At 68.1% G+C, this 24,024-nt stretch carries 23 protein-coding genes and 1 pseudogene; 11 read left to right on the top strand and 13 right to left on the bottom strand.

Annotation, left to right across the window (positions count from 1 at the left end):
• The first annotated feature begins 8 nt into the window (after positions 1–8).
• Positions 9–3,286: pseudogene (treS, locus tag ACZ1HC_RS13805) on the top strand (maltose alpha-D-glucosyltransferase).
• The gene (gene glgB / locus ACZ1HC_RS13800; protein WP_472700468.1) at positions 3,283–5,454 is read left to right on the top strand and encodes a 1,4-alpha-glucan branching protein GlgB; all 2,172 of its coding nucleotides are present in this window, start codon (positions 3,283–3,285) and stop codon (positions 5,452–5,454) included. Before treS ends, glgB begins: the two are co-directional and overlap by 4 nt.
• 33 nt (positions 5,455–5,487) lie before the next feature.
• On the opposite strand, the gene trhA is transcribed toward glgB, so the two are convergent.
• Positions 5,488–6,138: a PAQR family membrane homeostasis protein TrhA gene (gene trhA, locus ACZ1HC_RS13795; RefSeq protein WP_472700467.1), complete on the bottom strand. Its 651-nt coding sequence runs from the start codon at positions 6,136–6,138 to the stop codon at positions 5,488–5,490.
• Between the two features lie 239 nt (positions 6,139–6,377).
• On the opposite strand from trhA, the gene rpsB reads away from it, so the two are divergent.
• From rpsB to ACZ1HC_RS13780, 3 genes are all read left to right on the top strand, one after another.
• On the top strand, positions 6,378–7,163 hold the full coding sequence (gene rpsB, locus ACZ1HC_RS13790; protein WP_472700466.1) for a 30S ribosomal protein S2: 786 nt from the start codon (positions 6,378–6,380) through the stop codon (positions 7,161–7,163).
• An 82-nt stretch (positions 7,164–7,245) separates the two neighbouring features.
• Positions 7,246–8,157, top strand: coding sequence for a translation elongation factor Ts (gene tsf, locus ACZ1HC_RS13785; RefSeq protein WP_472700465.1), 912 nt, complete (start codon positions 7,246–7,248; stop codon positions 8,155–8,157).
• Between the two features lie 124 nt (positions 8,158–8,281).
• Positions 8,282–8,881, top strand: a complete 600-nt coding sequence (locus tag ACZ1HC_RS13780) for a (d)CMP kinase (protein ID WP_472700853.1) — start codon at positions 8,282–8,284, stop codon at positions 8,879–8,881.
• Here the strand turns inward: ACZ1HC_RS13780 and ACZ1HC_RS13775 are convergent.
• A complete protein-coding gene (locus tag ACZ1HC_RS13775) occupies positions 8,868–9,125 on the bottom strand; it encodes an I78 family peptidase inhibitor (protein ID WP_472700464.1) in 258 nt (85 codons plus the stop codon). The two genes, ACZ1HC_RS13780 and ACZ1HC_RS13775, sit on opposite strands and share 14 nt — an antisense overlap.
• 91 nt (positions 9,126–9,216) lie before the next feature.
• Positions 9,217–9,441 carry a superoxide dismutase family protein gene (locus ACZ1HC_RS13770; RefSeq protein ID WP_472700463.1) on the bottom strand — a complete coding sequence of 75 codons (225 nt, stop codon included), beginning with the start codon at positions 9,439–9,441 and terminating at the stop codon, positions 9,217–9,219.
• A gap of 435 nt (positions 9,442–9,876) precedes the next feature.
• Between ACZ1HC_RS13770 and ACZ1HC_RS13765 the strand changes: the two genes are divergently transcribed.
• Positions 9,877–10,185 carry an ETC complex I subunit gene (locus ACZ1HC_RS13765; protein ID WP_472700462.1) on the top strand — a complete coding sequence of 103 codons (309 nt, stop codon included), beginning with the start codon at positions 9,877–9,879 and terminating at the stop codon, positions 10,183–10,185.
• A 24-nt stretch (positions 10,186–10,209) separates the two neighbouring features.
• Here ACZ1HC_RS13765 and ACZ1HC_RS13760 read toward each other — a convergent pair whose 3' ends face one another.
• From ACZ1HC_RS13760 to pyrC, 4 genes are all read right to left on the bottom strand, one after another.
• Entirely contained in the window at positions 10,210–10,566 is a 357-nt protein-coding gene (locus ACZ1HC_RS13760) for a DMT family protein (protein ID WP_472700461.1), read from the bottom strand.
• Positions 10,557–12,044 (bottom strand): replicative DNA helicase, encoded by a 1,488-nt coding sequence (locus tag ACZ1HC_RS13755; RefSeq protein ID WP_472700460.1) that lies wholly within the window; start codon positions 12,042–12,044, stop codon positions 10,557–10,559. The genes ACZ1HC_RS13760 and ACZ1HC_RS13755 overlap by 10 nt, the downstream gene beginning before the upstream one ends.
• Before the next feature lie 109 nt (positions 12,045–12,153).
• Entirely contained in the window at positions 12,154–12,825 is a 672-nt protein-coding gene (locus ACZ1HC_RS13750; RefSeq protein WP_472700459.1) for an orotate phosphoribosyltransferase, read from the bottom strand.
• Positions 12,822–13,865: a dihydroorotase gene (gene pyrC, locus ACZ1HC_RS13745; RefSeq protein WP_472700458.1), complete on the bottom strand. Its 1,044-nt coding sequence runs from the start codon at positions 13,863–13,865 to the stop codon at positions 12,822–12,824. Before pyrC ends, ACZ1HC_RS13750 begins: the two co-directional genes overlap by 4 nt.
• A gap of 133 nt (positions 13,866–13,998) precedes the next feature.
• Between pyrC and ACZ1HC_RS13740 the strand changes: the two genes are divergently transcribed.
• Both ACZ1HC_RS13740 and ACZ1HC_RS13735 read left to right on the top strand, forming a co-directional pair.
• Positions 13,999–14,298, top strand: a complete 300-nt coding sequence (locus ACZ1HC_RS13740) for an antibiotic ABC transporter (protein ID WP_472700457.1) — start codon at positions 13,999–14,001, stop codon at positions 14,296–14,298.
• A 53-nt stretch (positions 14,299–14,351) separates the two neighbouring features.
• A complete protein-coding gene (locus tag ACZ1HC_RS13735; protein ID WP_472700456.1) occupies positions 14,352–15,104 on the top strand; it encodes an SDR family oxidoreductase in 753 nt (250 codons plus the stop codon).
• A 55-nt stretch (positions 15,105–15,159) separates the two neighbouring features.
• On the opposite strand, the gene gap is transcribed toward ACZ1HC_RS13735, so the two are convergent.
• The 3 genes from gap to purB form a co-directional block, all read right to left on the bottom strand.
• Positions 15,160–16,161, bottom strand: coding sequence for a type I glyceraldehyde-3-phosphate dehydrogenase (gene gap, locus ACZ1HC_RS13730; RefSeq protein ID WP_472700455.1), 1,002 nt, complete (start codon positions 16,159–16,161; stop codon positions 15,160–15,162).
• Positions 16,162–16,286: 125 nt separating this feature from the next.
• On the bottom strand, positions 16,287–17,297 hold the full coding sequence (locus tag ACZ1HC_RS13725) for a FliG C-terminal domain-containing protein (protein WP_472700454.1): 1,011 nt from the start codon (positions 17,295–17,297) through the stop codon (positions 16,287–16,289).
• Positions 17,298–17,366: 69 nt separating this feature from the next.
• The gene (gene purB / locus ACZ1HC_RS13720; RefSeq protein WP_472700453.1) at positions 17,367–18,680 is read right to left on the bottom strand and encodes an adenylosuccinate lyase; all 1,314 of its coding nucleotides are present in this window, start codon (positions 18,678–18,680) and stop codon (positions 17,367–17,369) included.
• A gap of 144 nt (positions 18,681–18,824) precedes the next feature.
• Between purB and ACZ1HC_RS13715 the strand changes: the two genes are divergently transcribed.
• From ACZ1HC_RS13715 to ACZ1HC_RS13705, 3 genes are all read left to right on the top strand, one after another.
• On the top strand, positions 18,825–19,562 hold the full coding sequence (locus ACZ1HC_RS13715; protein ID WP_472700452.1) for a hypothetical protein: 738 nt from the start codon (positions 18,825–18,827) through the stop codon (positions 19,560–19,562).
• A 62-nt stretch (positions 19,563–19,624) separates the two neighbouring features.
• Complete coding sequence (locus tag ACZ1HC_RS13710; protein WP_472700451.1) at positions 19,625–20,617, top strand: YihY/virulence factor BrkB family protein; 993 nt, start codon at positions 19,625–19,627, stop codon at positions 20,615–20,617.
• On the top strand, positions 20,617–20,952 hold the full coding sequence (locus ACZ1HC_RS13705) for an SMR family transporter (protein ID WP_472700450.1): 336 nt from the start codon (positions 20,617–20,619) through the stop codon (positions 20,950–20,952). Before ACZ1HC_RS13710 ends, ACZ1HC_RS13705 begins: the two co-directional genes overlap by 1 nt.
• Here ACZ1HC_RS13705 and ACZ1HC_RS13700 read toward each other — a convergent pair whose 3' ends face one another.
• Genes ACZ1HC_RS13700 through ACZ1HC_RS13690 form a run of 3 tightly spaced genes read right to left on the bottom strand, consistent with a single transcriptional unit; the run spans position 20,953 to position 23,999 of the window.
• Positions 20,953–22,632, bottom strand: coding sequence for a peptidoglycan -binding protein (locus ACZ1HC_RS13700; protein WP_472700449.1), 1,680 nt, complete (start codon positions 22,630–22,632; stop codon positions 20,953–20,955). It abuts the gene before it with no gap.
• A 3-nt stretch (positions 22,633–22,635) separates the two neighbouring features.
• Entirely contained in the window at positions 22,636–23,478 is an 843-nt protein-coding gene (locus tag ACZ1HC_RS13695) for a hypothetical protein (protein WP_472700448.1), read from the bottom strand.
• A complete protein-coding gene (locus tag ACZ1HC_RS13690; RefSeq protein ID WP_472700447.1) occupies positions 23,454–23,999 on the bottom strand; it encodes a hypothetical protein in 546 nt (181 codons plus the stop codon). Before ACZ1HC_RS13690 ends, ACZ1HC_RS13695 begins: the two co-directional genes overlap by 25 nt.
• Between the last annotated feature and the right edge of the window lie 25 nt (positions 24,000–24,024).

Raw genomic sequence — 24,024 nt, 5'->3', positions numbered from 1 at the left:
CCTCGCTGATGAATATCGCCACCCCTGCTTCCGATGCGAATTTTGCCGTCCGCACCGACGGGATCGACCGCAGTCAGGCGGACTGGTACAAGGACGCGATCATCTATCAGTTGCACATCAAGGCCTTCATGGACAGCAACGGCGACGGGATCGGTGATTTCGCCGGCCTGATGCAGCGGCTGGACTATGTGCAGGAACTCGGCGTCACGGCGATCTGGCTGCTGCCGTTCTATCCCTCGCCCCTGCGCGACGACGGCTATGACATCTCGGACTACCGCTCGATCAACCCGTCCTACGGGACGATGAAGGACTTCAAGGCCTTCGTGAAGGAGGCGCATCGGCGCGGCATCCGGGTCATCACCGAACTGGTCATCAACCACACTTCGGACCAGCACCCCTGGTTCCAGCGGGCGCGCCGCGCCAAGCCCGGATCGGCCGCGCGCGACTGGTATGTGTGGTCGGACAACGACCAGAAGTGGCCCGAAACGCGGATCATCTTCCTGGACACGGAAAAGTCGAACTGGACCTGGGATCCGGTGGCGGGGGCCTATTACTGGCACCGCTTCTATTCGCACCAGCCGGACCTGAACTTCGACAACCCCAAGGTGCTCGAGGAAGTGCTGAAGGTCATGCGCATGTGGCTGGACATGGGCGTGGACGGCCTGCGGCTGGACGCCATTCCCTATCTGGTCGAACGCGACGGCACCAACAACGAGAACCTGCCCGAGACCCACGAGGTCCTCAAGAAGATCCGCGCCGACCTGGACGCGCATTTCCCCGACCGGATGCTGCTGGCCGAGGCCAACCAGTGGCCCGAGGACACGCGCCCCTATTTCGGCGACGGCGACGAATGCCACATGGGCTTCCACTTCCCGCTGATGCCGCGCATGTACATGGCGCTGGCGCAGGCGGACCGCCATCCGATCACCGACATCATCCGCCAGACCCCCGAGATCCCCGAGAACTGCCAGTGGGGCATCTTCCTGCGCAACCACGACGAGCTGACGCTGGAAATGGTCACCTCGGAAGAACGCGACTATCTGTGGCAGACCTATGCCGCCGACACGCGGGCGCGCATCAACCTGGGGATCCGCCGCCGGCTGGCGCCGCTGATGCAGAACGACCGGCGCAAGATCCAGCTGATGAATTCCATGCTGCTGTCGATGCCCGGCACGCCGATCATCTATTACGGCGACGAGATCGGCATGGGCGACAACTACTATCTGGGCGACCGCGACGGGGTCAGGACGCCGATGCAATGGTCGGGCGACCGCAACGCCGGCTTCTCGCGCGCCAAGCCGCAGCAGCTTTACCTGCCGGCGATCATCGACGCGGTCTATGGCCATCAGGTCGTCAACGTCGAGGCGCAGGCCGACGATCCGTCGTCCCTGCTGAACTGGATGCGCCGGATGATCACCGTGCGCCGCCAGCACCCGGCCTTCGGGCGCGGCGAGATGATCCTGCTCTATCCGCGCAACCGCAAGATCCTGGCCTATCTTCGAGAGTATGAGGGCCGCGCCTATCTGTGCGTGGCAAACCTGGCCGACAGCGCGCAGGCGGTGGAACTGGATCTGTCGCGCCATCGCGGCACCGTGCCGATCGAGCTGACCGGCCGTTCGGCCTTCCCGCCCATCGGCGATCTGCCCTACATGCTGACGCTGCCGGCCTACGGCTTCTACTGGTTCGCGCTGAGCGCCGAGGAGGAAACCCCGTCCTGGCACGAGGCGATGCCCGACATCCTGCCCGAGTTCATGACGCTGACCGCCCGCGACGGGCGGGTGGCCACGGCGATCGGCGGGCGCGAGGGCACACAGTTCCGCAAGGACGTGCTGCCTCAATGGCTGCCCCTGCAGCGCTGGTTCTCGGGCAAGGACAAGGCCATCGGCGGCGTCAGGCTGACCGCGCTGGGCAGCCTCGACCGGGGCGAACACGAGCTGGTCGCCCTGGACGTGACCGTGGGCGACGAGGAGCAGAGCTATCTTCTGCCGATCTCGGCCCGCTGGGGGACGAGAACCTGCGCCCCGGCGCGCCCAAGCTGTCCTATACCCTGGCCAAGATTCGCCACACCGCCCGGGTGGGCGCGCTGATCGACGGCGCCTATGACGAACGCCTGCCGCAACTGCTGCTGGACGGGCTTCGCGAGGGGCGCACCGACGGCGCCCTGCGCTTCGAGGGCAGCGAGGCGCTGCGGGCGATCCAGGATCCGGGCGATCCCCGCCAGCTTGGCGCCGAACAGTCGAACCTGTCGATCGCCTTCAGTGACAAGATCATCCTGAAGCTGTATCGCCGCCTGCGCGAGGGCGAGCAGCCCGATGTCGAGGTGGCGAAGTTCCTGACCGAGAACGCCGGCTACAGGCACACGCCGCGCTATCTGGGCCGGGTGCTGCACGGCTCGACCACGCTGGCGGCGGCCTTTGCCTTCGTGCCCAACCGAGGCGACGCCTGGACCGGCATCATCGACGCCCTGACGCTGGATCTGCACGAACACGAAAGCTGGATGTCGGCGGGCGAGGGGCGGCCCGAGCCGGCGGGCTACGAATTCCCGCTCAGCCTGGGGGCGCTTCTGGGGCAGCGGACGGCCGAACTGCACAAGGCCTTGGCCACCCACACGGACAACCCCGACTTCGCGACCGAGGATCTGACCGCCGACCGGCTGGGGCAATGGGTGGGCGACGCGGAAGCCGAGGCGCGCGCCCTGCTGGACCGGCTGGAACAGGCGCAACTGCCCGACGACGCCGCGCCCCTGGCGCAGTCGCTTCTGCAGCAGCGCGACGACCTGCTGTCGCGGCTGCGGGCGGTGGCCGACATCGCGCCCGACAGCAAGCTGTCGCGGATCCACGGAGACTTCCATCTGGGGCAGGTGCTGCTGGCGCAGAACGACGTGTCGATCATCGACTTCGAGGGCGAGCCCGCCCGCAGCCTGGCTGAACGGCGGCAGAAGTCCTCGCCCCTGCGGGACGTGGCCGGGATGCTGCGGTCGCTCGACTACGCGGCAATGACGGTGGCCCTGCGCCAGCGGGGCGGCTTCGGCGGGGCCGAGCGGGGTCTGGACCGGGTCGAGCATTGGCGCCGGTCGGCCATGCGCGACTTCCTGGACGCCTATCGCCGCCATTCCGAAGGCGTGGTGACGCTGCCCGCCGACGCGGCCGCATGGCAGACGCTTCTGGACTTCTTCCTGCTGCACAAGGCCGTCTACGAGGCGGGCTATGAACTGAGCAACCGGCCCAACTGGATCGGTATTCCCCTGACGGGCATTCTTGAACTGCTGGGACAGCGCGAACAATGACAACAGCCTTGGCAAGCGACATCGAGGCGATCCTTCGGGGCAGCCATTCCAACCCCTTCGCCATCCTCGGCCCCCATGACGGCGAGGTGCGGGTCTTTGCCCCGCAAGCCGCCGAGGTCACGGCCCTGGCGGGCGACCGGCGGTTTCCCTTGGAACGCGTCCACCCCGAGGGCTTCTTTGCCGGCCCGGTCGAGGGCGACCGTTACCAGCTGGAAATGAAGGCCGGCGACCGGACTTGGCTGGCCGAGGATCCCTATCGCTTCGGACTGGTTCTGGGCGAGATGGACGAATACCTGCTGGCCGAAGGCCGCCACCGCCGCCTGTACGAGAAGATGGGCGCGCATCCGATGACCCGCGACGGCGTCGCTGGCGTGGGCTTCGCGGTCTGGGCGCCCAACGCCCGGCGGGTCAGCGTGGTGGGCGACTTCAACGCCTGGGACGGCCGCCGCCACCCCATGCGCCGGCGGCTTGGCCCCGGCATCTGGGAACTGTTCATCCCCGGCCTGGGGGTCGGCGACCTCTACAAATACGAGATCATCAGCGCCCATGGCGAACCGCTGCCGCTGAAGGCCGATCCGGTGGGCTTCCTGCACGAACAGGCCCCTGGCACCGCCTCGATCATCAGCGGGCTGCCGGATCATGCCTGGCAGGACGGCGACTGGATGTCGGACCGGTCGGCGCGGCAGGATCGCAAGGCCCCGATCTCGATCTACGAGGTGCATCTGGGATCCTGGCGGCGCGGCGGCGCGGGCGAGATCCTGGATTACGACACCATCGCCGAACTGCTGGTGCCCTACGTGACCGAGATGGGCTTCACCCATGTCGAGTTCCTGCCGGTTTCCGAACATCCCTTTACGGGATCCTGGGGATACCAGCCGATCGGCCTGTTCGCCCCGACCAGCCGCTATGGATCGCCCGAGGCCTTCGCGCGGCTGGTGGACCGGATGCACGCGGCGGGCATCGGCGTCATCATCGACTGGGTACCCGCCCATTTCCCCACGGACGCGCACGGCCTGGGCCGGTTCGACGGCACCGCGTTGTATGAACACGCGGATCCGCGGCAGGGCTTCCATCAGGACTGGAACACGCTGATCTACAACTTCGGCCGGCAGGAGGTCGCGAACTTCCTCCAGGCCAGCGCGCTCTATTGGCTGGACAGGTTCCACATCGACGCGCTGCGGGTGGATGCGGTGGCCTCGATGCTGTATCTGGACTATTCGCGCCAGCCCGGCCAGTGGATCCCCAACCAGTTCGGCGGGAACGAGAACCTCGAGGCGATCGACTTCCTGCGCGGCGTGAACGAACGCGTCTGCGCCGATTATCCCGGCGCCATCACCATCGCCGAGGAATCGACCGCCTTCCCCAAGGTCAGCCGCCCGGTCCGCGACGGCGGCCTGGGTTTCAGCTTCAAGTGGAACATGGGCTGGATGCACGACACGCTGGGCTATTTCCGGCGCGATCCCATCCATCGCCGCCACCACCAGAACAACCTGACCTTCGGGCTGGTCTATGCCTGGTCCGAGGATTTCGTCCTGCCGCTGAGCCATGACGAGGTGGTTCACGGCAAGGGCTCGCTGATCCGGCAGATGGCGGGCGACCGCTGGCAGAAGTTCGCGAACCTGCGGGCCTATTTCTCGTTCATGTGGACCCATCCGGGCAAGAAGCTGCTGTTCATGGGCGGCGAGTTCGCGCAGGACCGGGAATGGAACCACGACCAGTCGCTGGACTGGCACCTGCTGGACGATCCGCTGCACGCCGGGATGCAGCGGCTGGTGCGCGATCTGAACCACCTCTATCGCGACCAGCCCGCCCTGCACCGGCTGGACTGCGAGCCCGAGGGCTTCGACTGGATCGACGCCAGCGACGTTGCGCAAAGCGTCCTGGTCTATCTGCGCAAGTCCGACGACGGGGCGCCCCCGGTGGTGGTGGTCTGCAACCTGACGCCCGAGGTGCGGTATGATTACCGCATCGGCCTGCCGCTGCCCGGCCCCTGGCGCGAGGTGCTGAACAGCGATGCCACGGAATACGGCGGATCCGGCGTCGGCAACGGCGAAAGGCTGCGGGCGGACGAACAGCCCTGGCACGGCCGCCCGGCCTCGGTCAGCCTGACGCTGCCGCCGCTGGCGACCATCGTCCTGATGCCCGAGACGCAGGAGGCCGGCGCCTGACCGGGCCGGCCTCGGGGTGGGGCGGTTCCGGCCCTAGATCGCCGACAGGACCGCCGCGTAATGGATCGCAGCGGCGGTGACGACGAAACCGTGCCAGATCGCGTTCTGGAACCGCAGCCGTTCCCAGACGTGGAAGATCACCCCCGCCGTATAGACGATGCCGCCGATCACGATCAGCAGCATCGACAGCGGCGGCAGGTGGTCGGCGATGGGCCGGAAGGCAATGAGCCCGCTCCAGCCCATGAGGATATAGAGCAGGATCGCCAGCCGGTCGAAGCGGCCGGGCAGCAGGCATTTCAGCGCCACGCCCAGCGCCGCCATCGTCCAGATCGCCACCAGCAGCCCGAAGACCACCGGATCGGAGGCGGCCTTGTGCAGGAACGGCGTGTAGGTGGCCGCGATCAGCACGAAGATCGCCGAATGATCCGCCCGCCTCAGGCGCCATTTCAGCGGGGAATGGGGCAGCATGTTGTAAAGGAAGGACACGGCAAGCGCCGCGACCAGCCCGGTGCCGTAGATCGTCGCGGCCAGGACCTCGGCCGTGCCGGCCGAGACGGCAGCGTGGAAGATCAGCGCCGTGACGCCCACAAGCGCCAGCACGACGCCCACGCCGTGAACGATGCCGTCCGCCAGAACCTCGTAGAAATCGTAATGCCGCCCGAAGCGGAACCGGCTGTCGGTCATGATGCATCCCCTGATGATCCGATCTTGCCCGACCGGGGCCGGCGGGGCAATTGACAGGTTGGTCATGTCGCGTGACCGGCCCCTGCCGAGACCCCTTGCAAATCGCGCGCCAAGGGTCTATCTGCGCGCACACTTCACAGGCAGGGGCGGGCCCTTTGCGGGAGAAATCCGCAAGGGTCCACCGGTTGGGGCGCAGTCCCTGAATCCCCTGCCAAGGCGCAAACCGGAAAGGACATGGAATGGCGCTTCCCGAATTCAACCTGCGTCAGCTCTTGGAAGCTGGCGTCCACTACGGCCACCAGACGCAGCGCTGGAACCCGCGCATGGCCGAGTTCATCTATGGCGACCGCAACGGTATCCACATCCTGGACCTGACCCAGACGATGCCGATGCTGGACGCGGCGCTGCAGGTGATCCGCGACACCGTCGCCAAGGGCGGCCGGGTGCTGTTCGTGGGCACCAAGCGCCAGGCGCAGAAACCCGTCGCCGACGCGGCCGAGCGCTCGGCCCAGTTCTACATGAACCACCGCTGGCTGGGCGGCACGCTGACCAACTGGAAGACCGTCAGCCAGTCGATCAACCGCCTGAAGGCCATCGACGAGACGATGGCCGGCGGCGCCGAGGGCATGACCAAGAAAGAGCGTCTGCAGCTGGAACGCGAGCAGGCGAAACTGCAGGCCTCGCTGGGCGGCATCCGCCACATGGGCGGCCTGCCGGACCTGCTGTTCGTCATCGACGTGAACAAGGAAAACCTGGCCATCGCCGAGGCGAAGAAGCTGGGCATCCCGGTCGTCGCCGTGGTCGATACCAACTGCTCGCCCGACGGGGTGGACTACATCATCCCCGGCAACGACGACGCCGCGCGCGCCATCGCGCTTTATTGCGATCTGGCCAGCCGCGCCGCGCTTGACGGCATGTCGGCGCAGATGGGCGCCGCCGGGGTTGACGTGGGCGCGCTGTCGGACGCCCCCGAGGAGCTGCTGGACGAGCCCGCCCCCGAGCAACAGGCGACCGCCGACGCCTGATCGTCGCCGGACCGCGCATTTACGGAACTGTCGTCAGGCGGGGGAATGCCCCGCCTGACGCGTTGATCAAAGGAGACGGATCATGGCTATCACCGCCGCGATGGTGAAGGAACTGCGCGAGACGACCGGCGCAGGGATGATGGACGCCAAGAAGGCGCTGACCGAAACGGGCGGCGACATGGAAGCCGCCGTTGACTGGCTGCGCACCAAGGGTCTGGCCAAGGCCGCCAAGAAGGCCGATCGCGTGGCCGCCGAAGGCCTGATCGGCGTGCAGGTCACCGATGGCCGCGGCGTCGCCGTCGAGATCAACTCGGAAACCGATTTCGTCGCGAAGAACGCGGATTTCCAGCAACTGGTCCGCGACATCACCGACATCGCCCTGACCACCGCCGACGACATCGAGGTTCTCAAGGCGACGCATCTGAACGGCAAGCCCGTCTCGGAAGTGCTGACCGACGCCATCGCCCGCATCGGCGAGAACATGACCCTGCGCCGGATGCACGTTCTGGAAGGCGACACGGTGGTGTCCTATGTCCACAACGCCGCCGCCGACGGCATGGGCAAGATCGGCGTGCTGGTCGCGCTGAAGGGCGACAAGGACAAGGCCCAGGCGATCGGCAAGCAGTTCGCGATGCACATCGCCGCCACGAACCCCGTCTCGCTGTCGGAAGCGACGCTCGATCCGGCGCTGCTGGCGCGCGAGCTTGAGGTCCAGACCGCCAAGGCGCTGGAGGAAAACGCCGCCGCGGCCAAGCCGAAGCCCGAGGCCGTGATCCAGAACAACATCATCCCCGGCCGGATGAAGAGGTTCGTCAGCGAAAACACGCTGCTGGGCCAGCCCTTCGTGATCAACCCCGACCTTACGGTGGCTCAGGCGGCCGCGGAAGCGGGCGTCGAGATCACCGGCTTCGCCCGCGTCGCGGTGGGCGAGGGCATCGAGAAGAAGGAAGAGGATTTCGCCGCCGAGGTCGCCAAGACCCTGCGCAGCGTCTGATCCCCTCTCGCCCGTGCTTCTGGGAACGCCGGTCCGCGGGGGCCGGCGTTTTCTTTTGCGCAAGCCTGTGGACCTGGGACGCGCCGCCGTGCGATGGAGGGCGCGAAACCAGTTCAGCGTGACCATGCCATTCATCATCGCCATCGACGGACCCGCCGCATCGGGCAAGGGCACCATCGCCCGGGCGCTTGCGGCGCATTTCGGCTTTCACCACCTGGACACGGGGCTTCTGTACCGGGCGGTCGCCGCGAAGGGCGGCGATCCCGTGGCGGCGGCGCAGGCGCTGGAAAGCGCCGACCTGGCGGGCCCCGACCTGCGCAGCGCCGAGGCGGGACAGGCTGCCAGCCGGATCGCCGCCATTCCGGCCGTGCGCGCGGCCCTGGTCGATTTCCAGCAGCGCTTCGCGGCCCAGGAACCGGGCGCCGTGCTGGACGGGCGCGACATCGGGACGGTCATCTGCCCCGGCGCCGCCGTCAAGCTGTATGTCACGGCCTCGGACCGGGTGCGCGCCGGGCGGCGGGCTGCCGAACTGGGGGCCGACCCGCAACGGATGCTTGCGGAACTGCAGGAACGCGACCGCCGCGACAGCGAACGGGCCACCGCGCCGCTGCGGCCGGCCGAGGATGCGGTGGTGCTGGACACCAGCGATCTGTCGATCGCAGAGGCCATCGCCCGGGCGGTTGCCGCGGTCGAGCAGGCAAGGTCGGGGGTCAGCCGCAGCTGACCCGGGTGATCCAGCCCTTGGGATCCAGAAAGATGTTCAGTCGGTCGGGCTGATAGTCCTGCGTGACCACCTGGCCCGGGCTGATCTCGCGACGTTCGAGCTGCGGTGGCAGTCTGACCTCGCCGATGTTCATGCCGACCAGGCGCTGATGCTGCCCCAGGTCGCAGGTCGTGGCCGCGACCGTCAGGCTGTAGCCCGCCGAACAGGCAGCAAGCGTCAGGGCGGCGATCATCGGAAGCGTCATGCGGGCGGCTGGCATACCATCACCTCGGGCTGTCTGGACGAATGACGGGTAGGGCGCGGCACCCGTTCCGGCGCCGCGCCGCAGGGTCGGGTCATTCGGCCTGCGCGAAGGTGCCGCAGCCGATCCGCCCGCCGGCATGGCCCGAGGGCTGGCCCACATAGTCGTCGGGCTGTTCGTGGATGACGATGGCCGCCCCGTCGTCGTCCATCATCAGTTCGGGCGTCAGCCCGGCCGCGAAATATTCGACCGTCAGGGTGCCGCCGTCGGGGACGTGGATGTTGGGCAGATCGCCCGCGTGCGGCCCGTTTTCGGTCATCACGCCGTGTTCCTTGCCGCCGGCAAGATGGCCGCCTGCCGATCTCGAAGTCCGGCGCCGTGCATTCGCCGGTCTCGTGGACATGCGCCCCGTGGATCCCGGCGGGAAGGCCCTGCAGTTCAAGCGTGACCAGCATCAGGCCGGACGGGGTGGACACCGCCGTGGCCGTTCCCAGGCTTTCGCCGTCGGCGGTCTGGATCTGCGCGATCATGGGCGTCGCGCCTTCGGCGGGGGCTGCGGGCGCCGCGCTGTCCTGGGCGGCGGCGGGCAGGGCCAGGATCAGGCCAAGGGCGGCTGCGGTCCGAAAGGGCATGGGATCCTCCTGTGTTCCGATGGTCAGGCCCAACGCCGGGCCGGCCCGCGCCGTTCCGGCCCTTGATCCGCGCCGCCCGATTGGCGATAAGTCGCCCGACATCCGATCGAAAGGCTGCCCGAATGCGCGTTCGCATCTATAAACCCGCCCGCAATGCCATGCAGTCCGGCAACCCGCGGAGCAAGAAGTGGGTGCTGGAGTTTCCGCCCAAGGGACGCCATATCGACCCGCTGATGGGCTGGATCAGCAGCGACGACACCCAGAGCCAGGTCCGCCTGCATTTCGACACCCAGAAGCAGGCCGAGGATTACGCCCGCGAGCGTGGCTGGGAATATGTCGTCCAGCCCCCCCACAGCCGCGCGCCCAACATCCGCCCCCGCGGCTATGGCGAGAACTTCGCCACCGACCGCCGCGGCCCCTGGACGCACTGATCGCCGGGGCGCCCCGGCGGGCGCTCAGCCGAAGTCGTGGAAGATGAACCAGGCGCCGAGGCAGATCAGCCCGAAGCCGACGCCATGCTGCCAGCCGATGCGTTCGCCCAGGTAGAGCCAGGAGAACAGCGCGAAGATCGTCAGGCTGATGACCTCCTGGATGGTCTTCAGCTGCGCGGCGCTAAAATGCCCGTGGCCGATCCGGTTGGCGGGAACCTGCATCACGTATTCGAAGAAGGCGATGCCCCAGCTGACCAGGATCACCGTCAGCAGCGGCGCGGTCTTGAACTTCAGATGCCCGTACCACGCCACCGTCATGAAGACGTTCGAGGCGATCAGCAGTCCGATGGTGACGACCGGGACGGGCAGCCCTAGTCCCATTGCGACTGCCGGTCGCGCGCCAGGTTGCCAAAGCGGGTAAACTGGCCCTCGAAGGACAGCTCGACCGTGCCGATGGGGCCGTGGCGCTGCTTGCCCAGGATCACCTCGGCCTTGCCGTGGCACTGCTCCATCACCTGCTGCCATTTGGCCATCGCGTCCAGGTCGCTGTCCGACGGCTTTTCGCGTTCCTTGTAGTATTCCTCGCGGAACACGAACATCACGATGTCGGCGTCCTGTTCGATGGACCCGGATTCGCGCAGGTCGGACAGTTGCGGGCGCTTGTCGTCGCGGTTTTCCACCTGCCGCGACAGCTGCGACAGGGCGATCACCGGGATGTTCAGTTCCTTGGCGACGGCCTTCAGCCCTTGGGTGATCTCGGACACCTCGTTCACGCGGCTGTCCTTGGCCGACGCGGCCTTGAGCAGTTGCAGATAGTCCACCATCAGCACGTCCAGCCCATGCGTCCGCTTCAGCTTGCGCGCCCGGGCGGCCAACTGGTTGATCGGCAGGGCGGGCGTGTCGTCGATATAGAGCGGGCAGTTCTGCAAGGCGTGCGCGGCTTCGACGAAGCGGCGGAACTCGGCCTCGTCCATGTTGCCCGACCGGATGCGCTCGCTGGGAACCTCGGCCGCTTCGGAGAGGATCCGCGCGGCAAGCTGCTCGGCCGACATCTCCAGGCTGAAGAAGCCCACCACGCCGCCCTCGATGGTGCCGATGGTGCCGTCGGGACGTTCGCCGGTCTTGTGGGCCTTGGCGATGTTGAAGGCGATGTTGGTGGCCAGCGAGGTCTTGCCCATCGAGGGCCGTCCCGCCAGGACGATGAGATCCGAGTTGTTCAGCCCGCCCATCTTGGCGTCCAGGTCGATCAGCCCGGTCGAGATCCCCGACAGCTTGCCGTCGCGCTGATAGGCGGCGTTGGCCGCCTGCACGGCGCCGGTCACGGCCTTCAGGAAGGACTGGAAGCCGCGTTCCGCCGTGCCTGCCTCGCCCAGCTTGTAAAGCGTCTGTTCGGCGGCCTTGATCTGCTCCTCGGCCTCGTCGCCGACCTCGACGGTGGCGGCGCGGGCGGCGATGTCCTGGCCCAGCTGGATCAGTTCCCGCCGCAGGGCGAATTCGCGGATCATCTGGGCATAGTCGCGCGCGGCATAGGCGCTGATCGCGGCGCCCGCGATGCGGGCCAGATAGGCGGGGCCGCCCAGTTCCTTTAGCCCCTCGTCATGCTCGAGGAAGGCCTTGATGGTGACGGGGCTGGCCAGGGCATTGCGGCGGATGCGTTCGGAACAGATGTCGAAGATGCGCGCATGGACCGGATGATAGAAATGATCAGGCTTGATGATCTGGCTGACGCGGTCGAACACGTCGTTGTTGGTCAGAAGCGCCCCCAGAAGCTGCTGCTCGGCCTCGAGCGAGAACGGGATCGAGGGCGTGTCCTCGGGGCTGACGGGCTGGCCCGGGATGATGGCGCGCAGGTTGGTCATGGGCTGCCCCTTCTTGTCCTTGCGTCCCGTTCTACACCCGAAGCCCCGTGCGGGGAACGCCGCGCGGTTCGATTTCGGGGGGCGGTTCTGTGGATCGCCTGTGGATAAGTCAGGCGTTGGCGGCCTGCCAGGCGCGCGGGTCGGTCAGGAAGATCTCGACTTCGGCCAGGGTCCGTTCGTCGAAGGCGGACATCAGGCGGGCCTCGGCCAGCACGTCCCACCAGGTGCAGAGGTGATGCAGCATTACACCATGATCGGCCAGCCGCTGCGTCGTTTCGGGAAAGATGCCGTAGTAGAAGATCACGGCGGTATGCGCGCAGGTCGCCCCGGTGTCGCGAATCGCATCGACAAAGGACAGCTTGCTGCCGCCGTCGGTGGTCAGATCCTCGACCAGCAGGACCCGCTGGCCCTCGGTCATCACGCCCTCGATGCGGGCGTTGCGGCCATAGCCCTTCGGCTTCTTGCGCACATAGGTCATGGGCAGGCCCAGCCGCTCGGCCACCAGCGCGGCGAAGGGGATGCCTGCGGTCTCGCCGCCGGCCACGTTGTCGAAGGCCTCGAAGCCCGCATCGCGCATGACGGTCGCGGACAGGAAGTCCATCAGCGTCCGCCGCACACGCGGAAAGCTGATGATCCGGCGGCAGTCCACATAGGTCGGCCCCTTCAGCCCCGAGGCATAGGTGAAGGGCTGGGCCGCGTTGAAATCCACGGCCTTGATGTCCAGCAGCATCCGCGCAGTCAGGCGGGCGATCTCCTCGCGGGCGGGGAAGGTCAGGCTCATCGGTCCTCCAGGTGCCAGTAGAGCGGAAAGCCGGGGTCGAAGACGGTGACGGTTTCGTCCCCCGCCCGGATCCGCGCGGGATGATCCGAGGGGCTGTCACGCCTGACCAGCGTGATCCGGTCCTCGTTCGGCGGCAGGCCGTAGAAGGCGGCGCCGTTGAGGCTGGCAAAGGCCTCGAGCCGGTCCAGCGCGCCCTCGTCCTGGAAGACCTGGGCCAGGATCGACAGGGTGTTCGGGGCGGTGAAGCAGCCCGCGCAGCCGCAGGGCTGCAGCTTGGCGGCATCCGCATGGGGGGCGCTGTCGGTGCCCAGGAAGAACCGCGCCTCGCCGCTGGTCGCGGCCTCGCGCAGCGCCAGGCGGTGCGATTCACGCTTGGCGACAGGCAGGCAGTAGTAATGCGGGCGGATCCCCCCGGCCAGGATCGCGTTGCGGTTGATGACCAGGTGATGCGTGGTGATCGTCGCCGCCAGATCGTCGCCTGCGGACCGCGCATAGGCCACGCCCTCGCGGGTCGTGATGTGTTCCATCACCACGCGCAGCCCGGGGGTGCGGCGGCGCAGCGGGTCCAGCACGCGGTCGATGAACACCGCCTCGCGGTCGAAGATGTCCACCGCCGGATCGGTCACTTCGCCATGTACGCACAGCGTCACGCCGGCCTCGGCCATGGCCTCCAGCACGGGCTGCACGCGGTCGAAGTCGGTCACGCCGCTGGCGGAATTGGTGGTGGCCCCCGCGGGATACAGCTTCACGGCGCGGATGATGCCGTCGCGGAAGGCGCCGACGACATCGGCGGGGTCGGTCGCATCGGTCAGATACAGCGTCATCTGCGGTTGCAACGCCGCGCCGGGCGGCAGCGCCGCCAGGATCCTGTCGCGATAGGCCGCGGCCTGCGCGCCCGTCACCACCGGGGGCACCAGATTGGGCATGATGATCGCCCGGCCGAAGCCCGCCGAATGGGGCGCGATGGCCGCCAGCATCGCGCCGTCGCGCAGGTGAAGGTGCCAGTCGTCGGGCCGGCGAAGGGTCAGGCGGTCGCTCATAGGCTGCCTCTATACATGGCCGATGCCGCTTGCCAAGCGGGCGCCGGACGAATTGTGCCGGCCGCCGCGCCGAATGTGCTTGCGCCGAGGCCCGCGCAGGCCCAGATACGGATCCAGTGTGCAAGGAAGCCTCATGTTCCCGACGATGCCAAAAAACCCGCTCCGCCTCTGGGCCCAGTTCGCCCGCATGACCATCGAGGCGCAGACGGTGATCGGCCTGCGCACCGCCGGCATGATGGGCATGATGACCCAGGCCCCCGGAGAGCCTTTCCGCATGATCGCGGAAAAGCAGGCCGCCGCCACGGAATCGCTGTTCGCGATGGCCCAGGCCGCCGGCCGCGGCGCCAGCGCCGAACGCGTGATGGCCGCGGCGCTGCGCCCCTATGGCAAGCGCACCCGGGCCAATTCCCGCCGCCTGACCAGGACCCGCTGACGGAACGATCCGCCGGTGCTGCCGTTCTGCTGCCGGATGGCAGGAGGCACGGCATGAAGACGGCATTGATCACGGGCGGCGCGCAGGGCATCGGGCTGGGCATCGTCAGGCGGCTGCGGTCGGACGGCTGGCGGGTGGCGCTGTTCGATCTGGACGCCGAAGCGGTCCGGGAAGTGTCCGCGACCGATCCCGATCTTCTGGCGTTGACGGTGGATGTCGCCGACGAGGATGGGGTGGAGCGCGGTTTTGCCTGGATCCGCGACTGGCTGGACGGCGCGGGCTTGGATCTGCTGGTTTCGAACGCCGGCATCGCGGATCCGCATACGGGACCGATCGAATCGCTGGCGCTGCGCGACTGGCGGCGGATGCTGGACAGCCACCTGACGGGCGCTTTCCTGACGGTGCGCGGGGCCGTGCCGCTGCTGCGGCAGGCGAACGGGTCGATCCTGCTGATGTCCTCGACCCGCGCCCTGCAGTCCGAGCCCCAGACCGAAGGCTATGCGGCCGCCAAGGGCGCGCTGCTGGCCCTGTCTCATGCGCTGGCCGTCAGCCTGGGGCCGGATGTCCGCGTCAACGCGATCCTGCCCGGCTGGATCGAGACTGCCGATCACCGGAAAAGCGCCAGCCGCAGCACGCCCCACCACAGCGCGGCCGAGATGGCGCAGCATCCCGTGGGGCGGGTCGGCAGGTCCCAGGACATCGCCGGGCTGGTGGCCTATCTCGCCTCGGACGAGGCGGGCTTCATCACCGGGCAGCGCTTCGTCGTCGATGGCGGGATGTCGGCGCGGATGATCTATCCCGCATAGGAGAGGGGCGGCGGGTGCCGTTCACCGCCGCCCCGCCGCATCGCCCGTTCCGGGTTCAGATCAGCTTGCCCATCGCCACGGCCGTGTCGGACATGCGGTTCGAGAAGCCCCATTCGTTGTCGTACCAGGTCAGGATGCGGACCATCCGGCCTTCCATCACCTTGGTCTGATCCATGTGGAAGACCGAGGAATGGGGGTCGTGGTTGAAGTCGCTGGAGACCAGCTTTTCCTCGGTATAGCCCAGGATGCCCTTCATCGGGCCGTCGGCGGCCGCCTTGATCGCGGCGTTGACTTCCTCGACCGAGGTGTCGCGGCTGGCCTCGAAGACCAGATCCACGACCGAGACATTCGGCGTCGGCACGCGGATCGCGACGCCGTCCAGCTTGCCCTTCAGTTCCGGCAGCACGAGGCCCACGGCCTTGGCGGCCCCGGTCGAGGTCGGGATCATCGACAGGGCGGCGGCGCGGGCGCGGTACAGATCCTTGTGCATCGTGTCCAGCGTCGGCTGGTCGCCGGTATAGCTGTGGATCGTCGTCATGAAGCCCTTTGCGATGCCGATGCTGTCGTTCAGCACCTTGGCGACGGGCGACAGGCAGTTGGTGGTGCAGCTTGCGTTCGAGACGACCAGATCCTCGGCGGTCAGCGTGGCGTCGTTGACGCCGAAGACGATGGTCTTGTCGGCATTGTCGCCGGGCGCCGAGATCAGGACGCGCTTGGCGCCGGTGGACAGGTGCGGCTGGACCTTGTCCTTCGAGGTGAAGATGCCGGTGCATTCCATGATGACGTCGATATCGCCCCAGGGCAGGTCCGCGGGGTTGCGGATCGCCGTGACCTTGATCGGGCCGCGGCCGACATCGATGGAATCGCCGTTGACGGTGACCTGCGCGGGGAAGCGGCCATGCACGCTGTCATAGCGCAGCAGGTGCGCGTTGGTTTCCACCGGCCCCAGGTCGTTGATGGCGACGACCTCGATATCGGTGCGCCCCGATTCGACGATGGCGCGCAGCACGTTGCGCCCGATGCGTCCGAAACCGTTGATCGCAACTTTCACAGCCATGGTTCTTTCTCCCGACCTGGTGACGTTGGGTTCCTGTATCGCGCCCGCCGGGGCGATGCAAATGCCGCGTCTTGCCTTGCCGGGCTGCCCGGGAGGGGGCAGGGGGCGAGCCGCCGCGTGCTGCGTCAGTCGTCGTCCTGCGGCAGGATCAGGGTGATCTCGCCCGCCTCCTCCAGCCGGCGGATGGCGGCAACGACCTCGTTCATGGCTTCCTCGATGTCGGAAGGGCGCAGCCTGCCCAGATCGTTGCGTTCCTCGCGCAGCCCCTCGGACATGCGCTGCGACAGGTTGGAGAGGATGAACTCGGCGCTGGCGGCCTCGGCTTCGCCTTGCGCGGCAAGCGCGCGGACAAGAACCGGTTGATCGACCTCGCGCACGATGCGGGGGACGTCGCGGGGCTGCACCCGGGCGGGGATATGGGCGAAGATGAAGATCGCCTTGCGCACGCTGCCCGCGAAGTCGGCGTCGTGGCTGTCCAGGCTGTTCAGCACGTCGTCCCGCAGGTCGGCGGTGGCGAAGTTCAGGATCGCGCCCATGCGGTCGGTGGCGGGGGTGGGGATCGCCGGCCGGGGCAGCGCCTCGGCCGCCTGCAGCAGGATCAGGCCGACGCGGTGCAGCGATTCGGGGCTGACCCCCGCCGTCATGGACATGGCCTGCGCCACCGATCGCGCGCGTTCGCGGGGCAGGGCGACGAACAGTTCCGAGGCCCGTTCCACCGGCAGCTTGGACAGCATCAGCGCCACAACCTCGACAGCCTCGGAGGTGGCCAGGGCCGTCAGGGCCGCGGCGGGCAGGGCGGCGATGCGCGGCCAGGGATCGCCCCGCCCCGAGATCGCCGCGCGCCGGCGCAGCCTGTCGGTGCTGTCTTCGGACAGTTGCGCGCCCAGGATCGCCAGCGTCCCGTCCAGATCGCCCGGAAAGGTGACGCCGACCGATTCCAGCCTGTCGCAGAATTCGGTGATGATCGCGTCGCGTGTCTGGCGATCGATCAGTTCCATCCCGGCCATTTCCTCGGCCAGAAGGGTCTGGCTTTCGCTGTCCAGCCGCGACAGGCCGGACACCTGATCGTCGTCAAGCAGAAGCCGCACGATCACCGCCGCCTTTTGCCGCTGGTTCAATCCCGTCTGTATCGTCATGGTCCCACCAGATCGTCCGTCCATGCGGCCAATCTGGCAGGGCTTTGCTAACATCGGGTTTACGCCGCCCTAGGTCCGGCCTTCCTCGAACACCCGGCGGAAGATCGTGTCCACGTGCCTGGTATGATAGCCAAGGTCGAACTTCTCCTCGATCTGGGCCGGCGACAGGGCCGCGACGACTTCGGCATCGGCCAGAAGTTCCTGCTTGAAATCAGCGCCTTGTTCCCAGACCTTCATGGCGCTTCTCTGCACCAGGCGATAGGCATCCTCGCGCGAGACGCCGGCCTGGGTCAGCGCCAGAAGCACCCGCTGTGACATCACCAGGCCCTTGAACCTGTTCATGTTCCTCAGCATGTTTTCGGGATAGATCACCAGCTTGTCGATCACGCCGGCCAGCCGGTTCAGCGCGAAATCCAGCGTGATGGTCGCATCGGGTGCGATTCCGCGTTCGACCGAGGAATGGCTGATGTCGCGTTCGTGCCACAGCGCCACGTTCTCCATTGCCGGGATCACCGCCATGCGGACCAGACGCGCAAGGCCGGTCAGGTTCTCGGTCAGGACCGGGTTGCGCTTGTGGGGCATGGCCGAACTGCCCTTCTGACCCGGGCTGAAGAATTCCTCGGCCTCCAGCACCTCGGTGCGCTGCATGTGGCGGAACTCGATGGCGATGTTCTCGATGCTCGAGGCGATGACGCCCAGCGTCGCGAAGAACATCGCGTGGCGGTCGCGCGGGATGACCTGGGTGCTGATCGGTTCCGGGCGCAGGCCCAGTTTCGCGCAGACATGCTCCTCGACCGCCGGATCGATGTTGGCGAAGGTCCCCACCGCGCCCGAGATCGCGCCCGTCGCCACCTCCCACCGCGCGCGTTCCAGGCGATCGCGGTTGCGGTTCATCTCGGCGTAGAAGCGGGCGAAGGTCAGGCCCATCGTCGTCGGCTCGGCGTGGATGCCGTGGCTGCGGCCGATGCGGAGGGTGTCCTTGTGTTCGTAGGCGCGACGCTTCAGCGCCGCCAGCACGCGGTCCAGATCGGCCAGCAGGATGTCGGCGGCGCGGACAAGCTGGACGTTCAGCGTGGTGTCCAGCACGTCGCTGCTGGTCATCCCCTGGTGGACGAAGCGCGCCTCGTCGGCCCCGACATGTTCGGCCAGATGGGTCAGGAAGGCGATCACGTCGTGCTTGGTCACGGCCTCGATCTCGTCGATGCGAGCCACGTCGAACTGCACGTCGCGGGCGCGCCACAGCGCCTCGGCGTTCTCGCGCGGGATCACGCCCAGATCGGCCTGGGCGTCGCAGGCATGGGCCTCGATCTCGAACCAGATGCGGAAACGGGTCTCGGGGGACCAGATGGCGGTCATTTCGGGACGGGCATAGCGCGGGATCATGGCGGGTTCCTTTCCGGTTGGCGCGGGCATAGCGGGGCGTTGACGCGGGGGCAAGTTTTCGATCGCCCACGGCCGGCGCGGGAACATTAAAGCGGTGCATGCTGTTGAGGAAACGAACGGATCCGAGAAAGCCGGAGAGCTGAGATGACCCCCATCCAAGACGACGACAACCGCCCCGAGACCGAAGCCGATCATACCAGCGAAACCCGTTTCGGTCCGCGTCCGGTGCCGCCGGGCCATCACGTGCCGCAGGGCATCGCCCGGTCCCGCCGCACCACTCCGTCGGGCCGGGTGTCGCCGGGGGGCGAGCGAGGCCATCCCGCCCCATCGACCGCGGCCAAGATCGCGCTGTGGGGCGGCGTCGGCCTGGGCCTCGCCGGCGGCACGGCAGCGGCGGTGCTGGCGGTCCGCAAGATCGCCGAGGCGCTTTCGGACGACCGTCCCCGGCGCACCTCGACCCTGCGCCATCACGCGGCGTCCTATTCGGCGCCGCGTTTCGCCGAACTGGATGACCGCGACCGCGACGCGATGCGCAGCCGCGTCAACGCGCAGGATCGCCAGGACCGGCAGGAGACGGCCCGGCTGCGCGCCGAGGCGGCGCAGAAGCGGTCCCCCGCGGACATGAAGCCGAAGAAGCGGAAAGAGAACTTTGCCGAAAGCCTGATCGAGACCTCCACCCGCCTGTCCGAAAGCCTGGAGCGGGTGGCCAGGTCGATGGCCCTGGCCGTCGAAAGCTTTCGCGGCGTCGCCACGCAGGCCACCGGGATCGTCCAGGAATTCGCCGCCACCGCCGAGCAGTTGCGCGCGGCCCTGCGCGGCCAGCCCGTCAGCCCTGGCGCCGCGGATCGCGCCGACCGGGACGACCGGACGCACCGTCTGTGACCGCGAAAGCCGGCAGGATCCGATGGACGGCAGCAACACCCCCAGCGTTCTGGATGCGCTGTTTGGCGATCTGGACGATCTCGACCCGCCATCGCTTTGGCCTGAAGACCAGCGCCAAGGCACCGGACGGGTCGTCGAGCCTGGCGCGGAAGGCGCGCCTCGCGCCCGAGGATGTCGGCCTGCGTGATCTGCGTTGGCGGGATCTGGCGGCGATCGCCAGCGCCACCGCACAGCAGATCGGGTTGGACCGGGTCAGCGCGGTGGCGGGCGGGATCACCTTCTTCGGCCTGCTGTCGCTGTTTCCGGCCCTGACCGCCTTCGTGTCGATCTATGGCCTGGTCGCGGATCCCGCCACCATCACCGACCATCTGGACATGCTGGCGGCGTTCCTGCCCGCAGGCGCGCTTGACATCATCCGCAACCAGATCCAGGCGATCTCCGCCTCGCCGGAAACGGTGCTGTCGCTGGCCGGGATCGCCGGGCTGCTGGTGGCCTTCTATTCCGCCAACGGCGGCATGAAGGCGATGCTGTCGGCCCTGAACGTGGCCTTCTTCAAGACCGAGACCCGCGGCTTCATCCGGCTGAACATCGTCTCGATGGCCTTCACCCTGGGCGGGCTGGTGCTGGTCATCCTGATGCTGGGCATGATCGCGGTCATCCCGATCCTGTTGCAGATGCTGCCCCTGCCCGACAGCACCAGCCGGCTGGTCGGGCTGGTCCGCTGGCCCATCATGTTCGGCGTCCTGATCGTGGCCCTGGCTGCGTTGTATCGCTGGGGGCCGGACGCGCCAGATTCCCGCTGGCGGTGGATTTCGCCGGGCGCGATCCTGGCGGCGGTGCTGCTGGTGATCGCCTCGGCGCTGTTCAGCTGGTACGCGGCGAACTTCGCCGACTACAACGAGACCTACGGATCGCTTGGTGCGGTGGTCGCGCTGATGATGTGGCTGTGGCTGGCGGCGATGATCGTCCTGGTCGGGGCCGAGGTCAATTCCGAGATCGAGGGCCATCTTCGGCGGCTTGCCGGCGTGCCGGACGGACGGGAGGCGAGGGGCTGATGGTTTCCCCCTATGTCCCGCTGGTCCTGGCGATCGGGCTGGAGGTCGTCGGCACCTCGCTGTTGCAACGGTCCCAGCAGTTCACCAGGCTGGGTCCCACCGTCGGCATGGCGCTGTGCTATCTGCTCAGCTTCTATCTGCTGTCGCTCAGCCTGCGGAGCCTGCCCTTGGGCATCGCCTACGCGGTCTGGAGCGCACTGGGCATCGTGCTGGTCGCGCTGATCGGGTTCTTCGTCTTCGGGCAGAGACTGGACCTGCCCGCAGTAATCGGGCTTGGGCTGATCGTGCTGGGCGTGTTGGTGGTCAACCTGTTTTCCCGCACCGTCGGCCACTGATCAGCGTTCGGTCAGCTTCAGTTCGATCCGCCGGTTCAGCGCCAGTGCCTCGGGCGTGTCGCCTGCCGCCACGGGGCGGGTATCGGCGAAGCCGGTGGGGCCCAGCCGGTTGGCGGGAAAGCCCAGCTCTTCGGTCATGTAGCGCACCACCGCCAGGGCACGCGCCTGGCTCAGTTCCCAGTTGTCGCGGTATCGGCCACTGCCCGACAGGGGGGTGCTGTCGGTATGGCCGTCCACGCGGATGATCCAGTCGATCTCGGGCGGGATGTCGCCCGAGATCTCGGCCAGCAGCCGGGCGACGCGCGCCACCTGATCCCGGCCCGAGGGCGACAGGGTCGCCTCGCCGGGCGCGAACAGGACCTCGGACTGGAACACGAAGCGGTCGCCGACCACCTGCACCCCCTCGCGGCCCGACAGGATCTGCGACAGCCTGCCGAAGAACTCGGACCGATAGCGGGCAAGGTCGCGGGCCTCCTCCTCGGCCCGCTGGCGGGCCTGCTCCTCGAGGGTCAGGCGCCGGTCCTTTTCCTCGGCGGCAAGCAGAAGCGCCGCGTTCAGCTGCTGGCCCAGATCCTCGACCCGCAGTTCGGCCTGCCGCTGTTCGTCGCCCGCCGCGTCCAGCAGCGCCTGCAGCGACCCCAGCTGCGCGGTCAGTGAGGCCACCTGTTCGTTCAGAAGCGCGACCCGCCTCTGGCCGTCCTCGGTCAGGCCCTGCTGTTCCGCCAGGGCCTTCTGCGCCGTCGCCAGAAGCGCGGCCTGCCGCTCGGCCTCGGTCAGGGCCTGCTGGGCCTGGGCGGTGGCCTGATCGCGTGCGGCCTCGGCCGCGGCCAGAAGGGTCAGGGTCTCCTCGGCCCGCTTGCGGCTTTCCTCCAACGACAGGGTCATGGCCGTCAGTTCCGCATCGGCCTGTTCCAGACGCTCGCGCAGGGCGCGCGCGGCCTCGGCCTCGGTCAGGCGGGCGGCCTCGGCCTCGGTCAGCTGGGCCTGCAGAGCGGTGGCGCGGGCGGCGGTTTCTTGGTTCTCGCGGCGCAGGTTCGCGGTCAGCGCCTCGAGCGCCTCGCGCCGGGCGGCGGCAAGGCGGGCCTGTTCGGCCTGGGCGTCGGTTTCCCGGCGCGCTGCGGCCACCGCCAGTTCCGCCGCATTGGCCCGGCTTTCCTGCTGCGCCAGTTCCGTCTGCATCTGCTGGCGCAGCGCATCGGCCTGTTCCCGATCGGCCGCGCGTGCCGCCATCAGGGCCGCGACCTCGGCTTCGAAGTCGGTCAGGCGGCTGCGCGCCTGGGCCAGTTCGCCCCGGCTGCTTTCCAGCTGCGTGGACAGCCGTGCAATCCGCGCCGCCCGATCTCGGGCCTCGGCCTCGGCCTGGGCAAGCTGGTCCTGCAACGCCTCCTCGCGCCCTTCCGAGGCCGTCAGCGCCTGGCCCAGCGCCGCGACCTGCCGGCCCAGCTGTTCAAGACGCCGCTCCTGGCGCGAGATCACCCGATCCTGGCTGGCGATGAGCTGATCCTGTTCGGTGATGGTGTCGTCCTGGTCGGTGATCTGGTCGCGCAGCACGGATTGCATCACCGTGAAGATGGTCAGGACGAAGACCAGCACCATCAGCAGCGTCGCCAGGGCGTCCACGAAGCCCGGCCAGATGTTGGTCGAGAAGCGGTGCCCGGCGGTGGCGCGACGCATGGCCATGCCCTAGCCCTTGTCCCGCGTGACCAGCGGATCGCGCAGCAGGTCGTCCCGGAACGGATCGTTGAAGCGTGCGGCGCGGACGGCGCGGGTCAGCACCAGCAGGTCAGAGCGCAGTTCCGCCACCATCTCGTCGCGCCCCTCGGCCAGGTCGCGGGCCAGCCGGTTCAGGGCGGTCTCGATCCCGGTCATGTCGGGGGGCGTCGGGGCGGGCCGTTCGGCCTGCATCCGCACCAGTTCCACCAGCCGATCCTGGCCCGCCGCCAGACGCGACAGCGCCCCCGCCAGCGAACCCGTGCCCGACAAGGCGGCCTCGCGGGCGGCCTCGGTCTGTTGCACCAGCGCCTCGACCGCCTGGGCCATCACCACGACCCGTTCATCGGCCATGGCCGCGGCTTCGTCGCGCTGCAGGTCGCGTTCGGCCTGGATCTGCTGGAGCCGGTCCATCTGGCCCGCCATCTGTTCCAGAAAGCCCGCAAGCGCCGCCTGATCGACCGCGTCGCCTTCGGACCCGGCCAGGCTGACGCGGGTGAAGCCCGACATCCATTCCTCGAGCTCGCGATAGAAGCGGTTCTGTCCGTGGGTCGCGAACAGTTCCAGAAGCCCCACCACAAGCGATCCCGCAAGCCCCAGCAGCGATGACGAAAAGGCCGTGGCCATGCCGCCAAGCTGGGCTTCAAGCCCGCTCATCAGTTCGTCGAAGACCTGGATGCCGCTCTGACCCTCTTGCGGGGCCAGGGTGCGGATGGTTTCCACGACGGCGGGAATGGTCGTGGCCAGCCCGTAGAAGGTTCCCAGAAGCCCCAGGAAGATCAGCAGGTTGGTCAGGTACCGGGTAATGTCGCGCAATTCGTCGATCCGTGTCGCGACGGACTCCTGGATCGAACTGGCCGCCCCGGTCGAGATTGCGCCGCCGATCGGCCCCCGCGTTCCCAGAAGCGCGGCCAGGGGCGCCAGCAGGCGGGGGGCTGGTCGCCGGTGTCGATCCCGCTGCGCAGGGCGATGCCCTTTTCCACGGCGGTGTGGCGGCGCTGGGCAAAGCGTTCGATCCAGCTGACCGACTGGATCAGCTGCGCCACCTGCCAGAAGCAGGCCAGCACGCCAAGCGCGAAGACGGCCAGGATCACGCCGTTCAGCCACAGGTTGGCCTGGAAGATCGGCAGGATGCGCCCATAGGCCACCCAGCCGCCCGCCAGCACCAGGGCCAGCACCGTCACCATCAGGACGATCTGGCGCACGGGCTGCGAGAAATGCGGGTGGGACGGTCCGCTGCCGCCGGCCCGGGTCGCGGCGATCCGCCGGTGCGCCGGACCCGAACGGCCGGAAAGCGACGCGGCGCCGGGCCGGTGGCTGCTGGATGGTTCGGTCAACTGGTCGCCTTCCCCTGCGCCGGAA

It is taken from the genome of Paracoccus sp. BR5-17 (assembly GCF_055693925.1).
The sequence above is the reverse complement of the archived record's forward strand: the minus strand, read 5'-3'. Positions and strand labels throughout refer to the sequence as shown.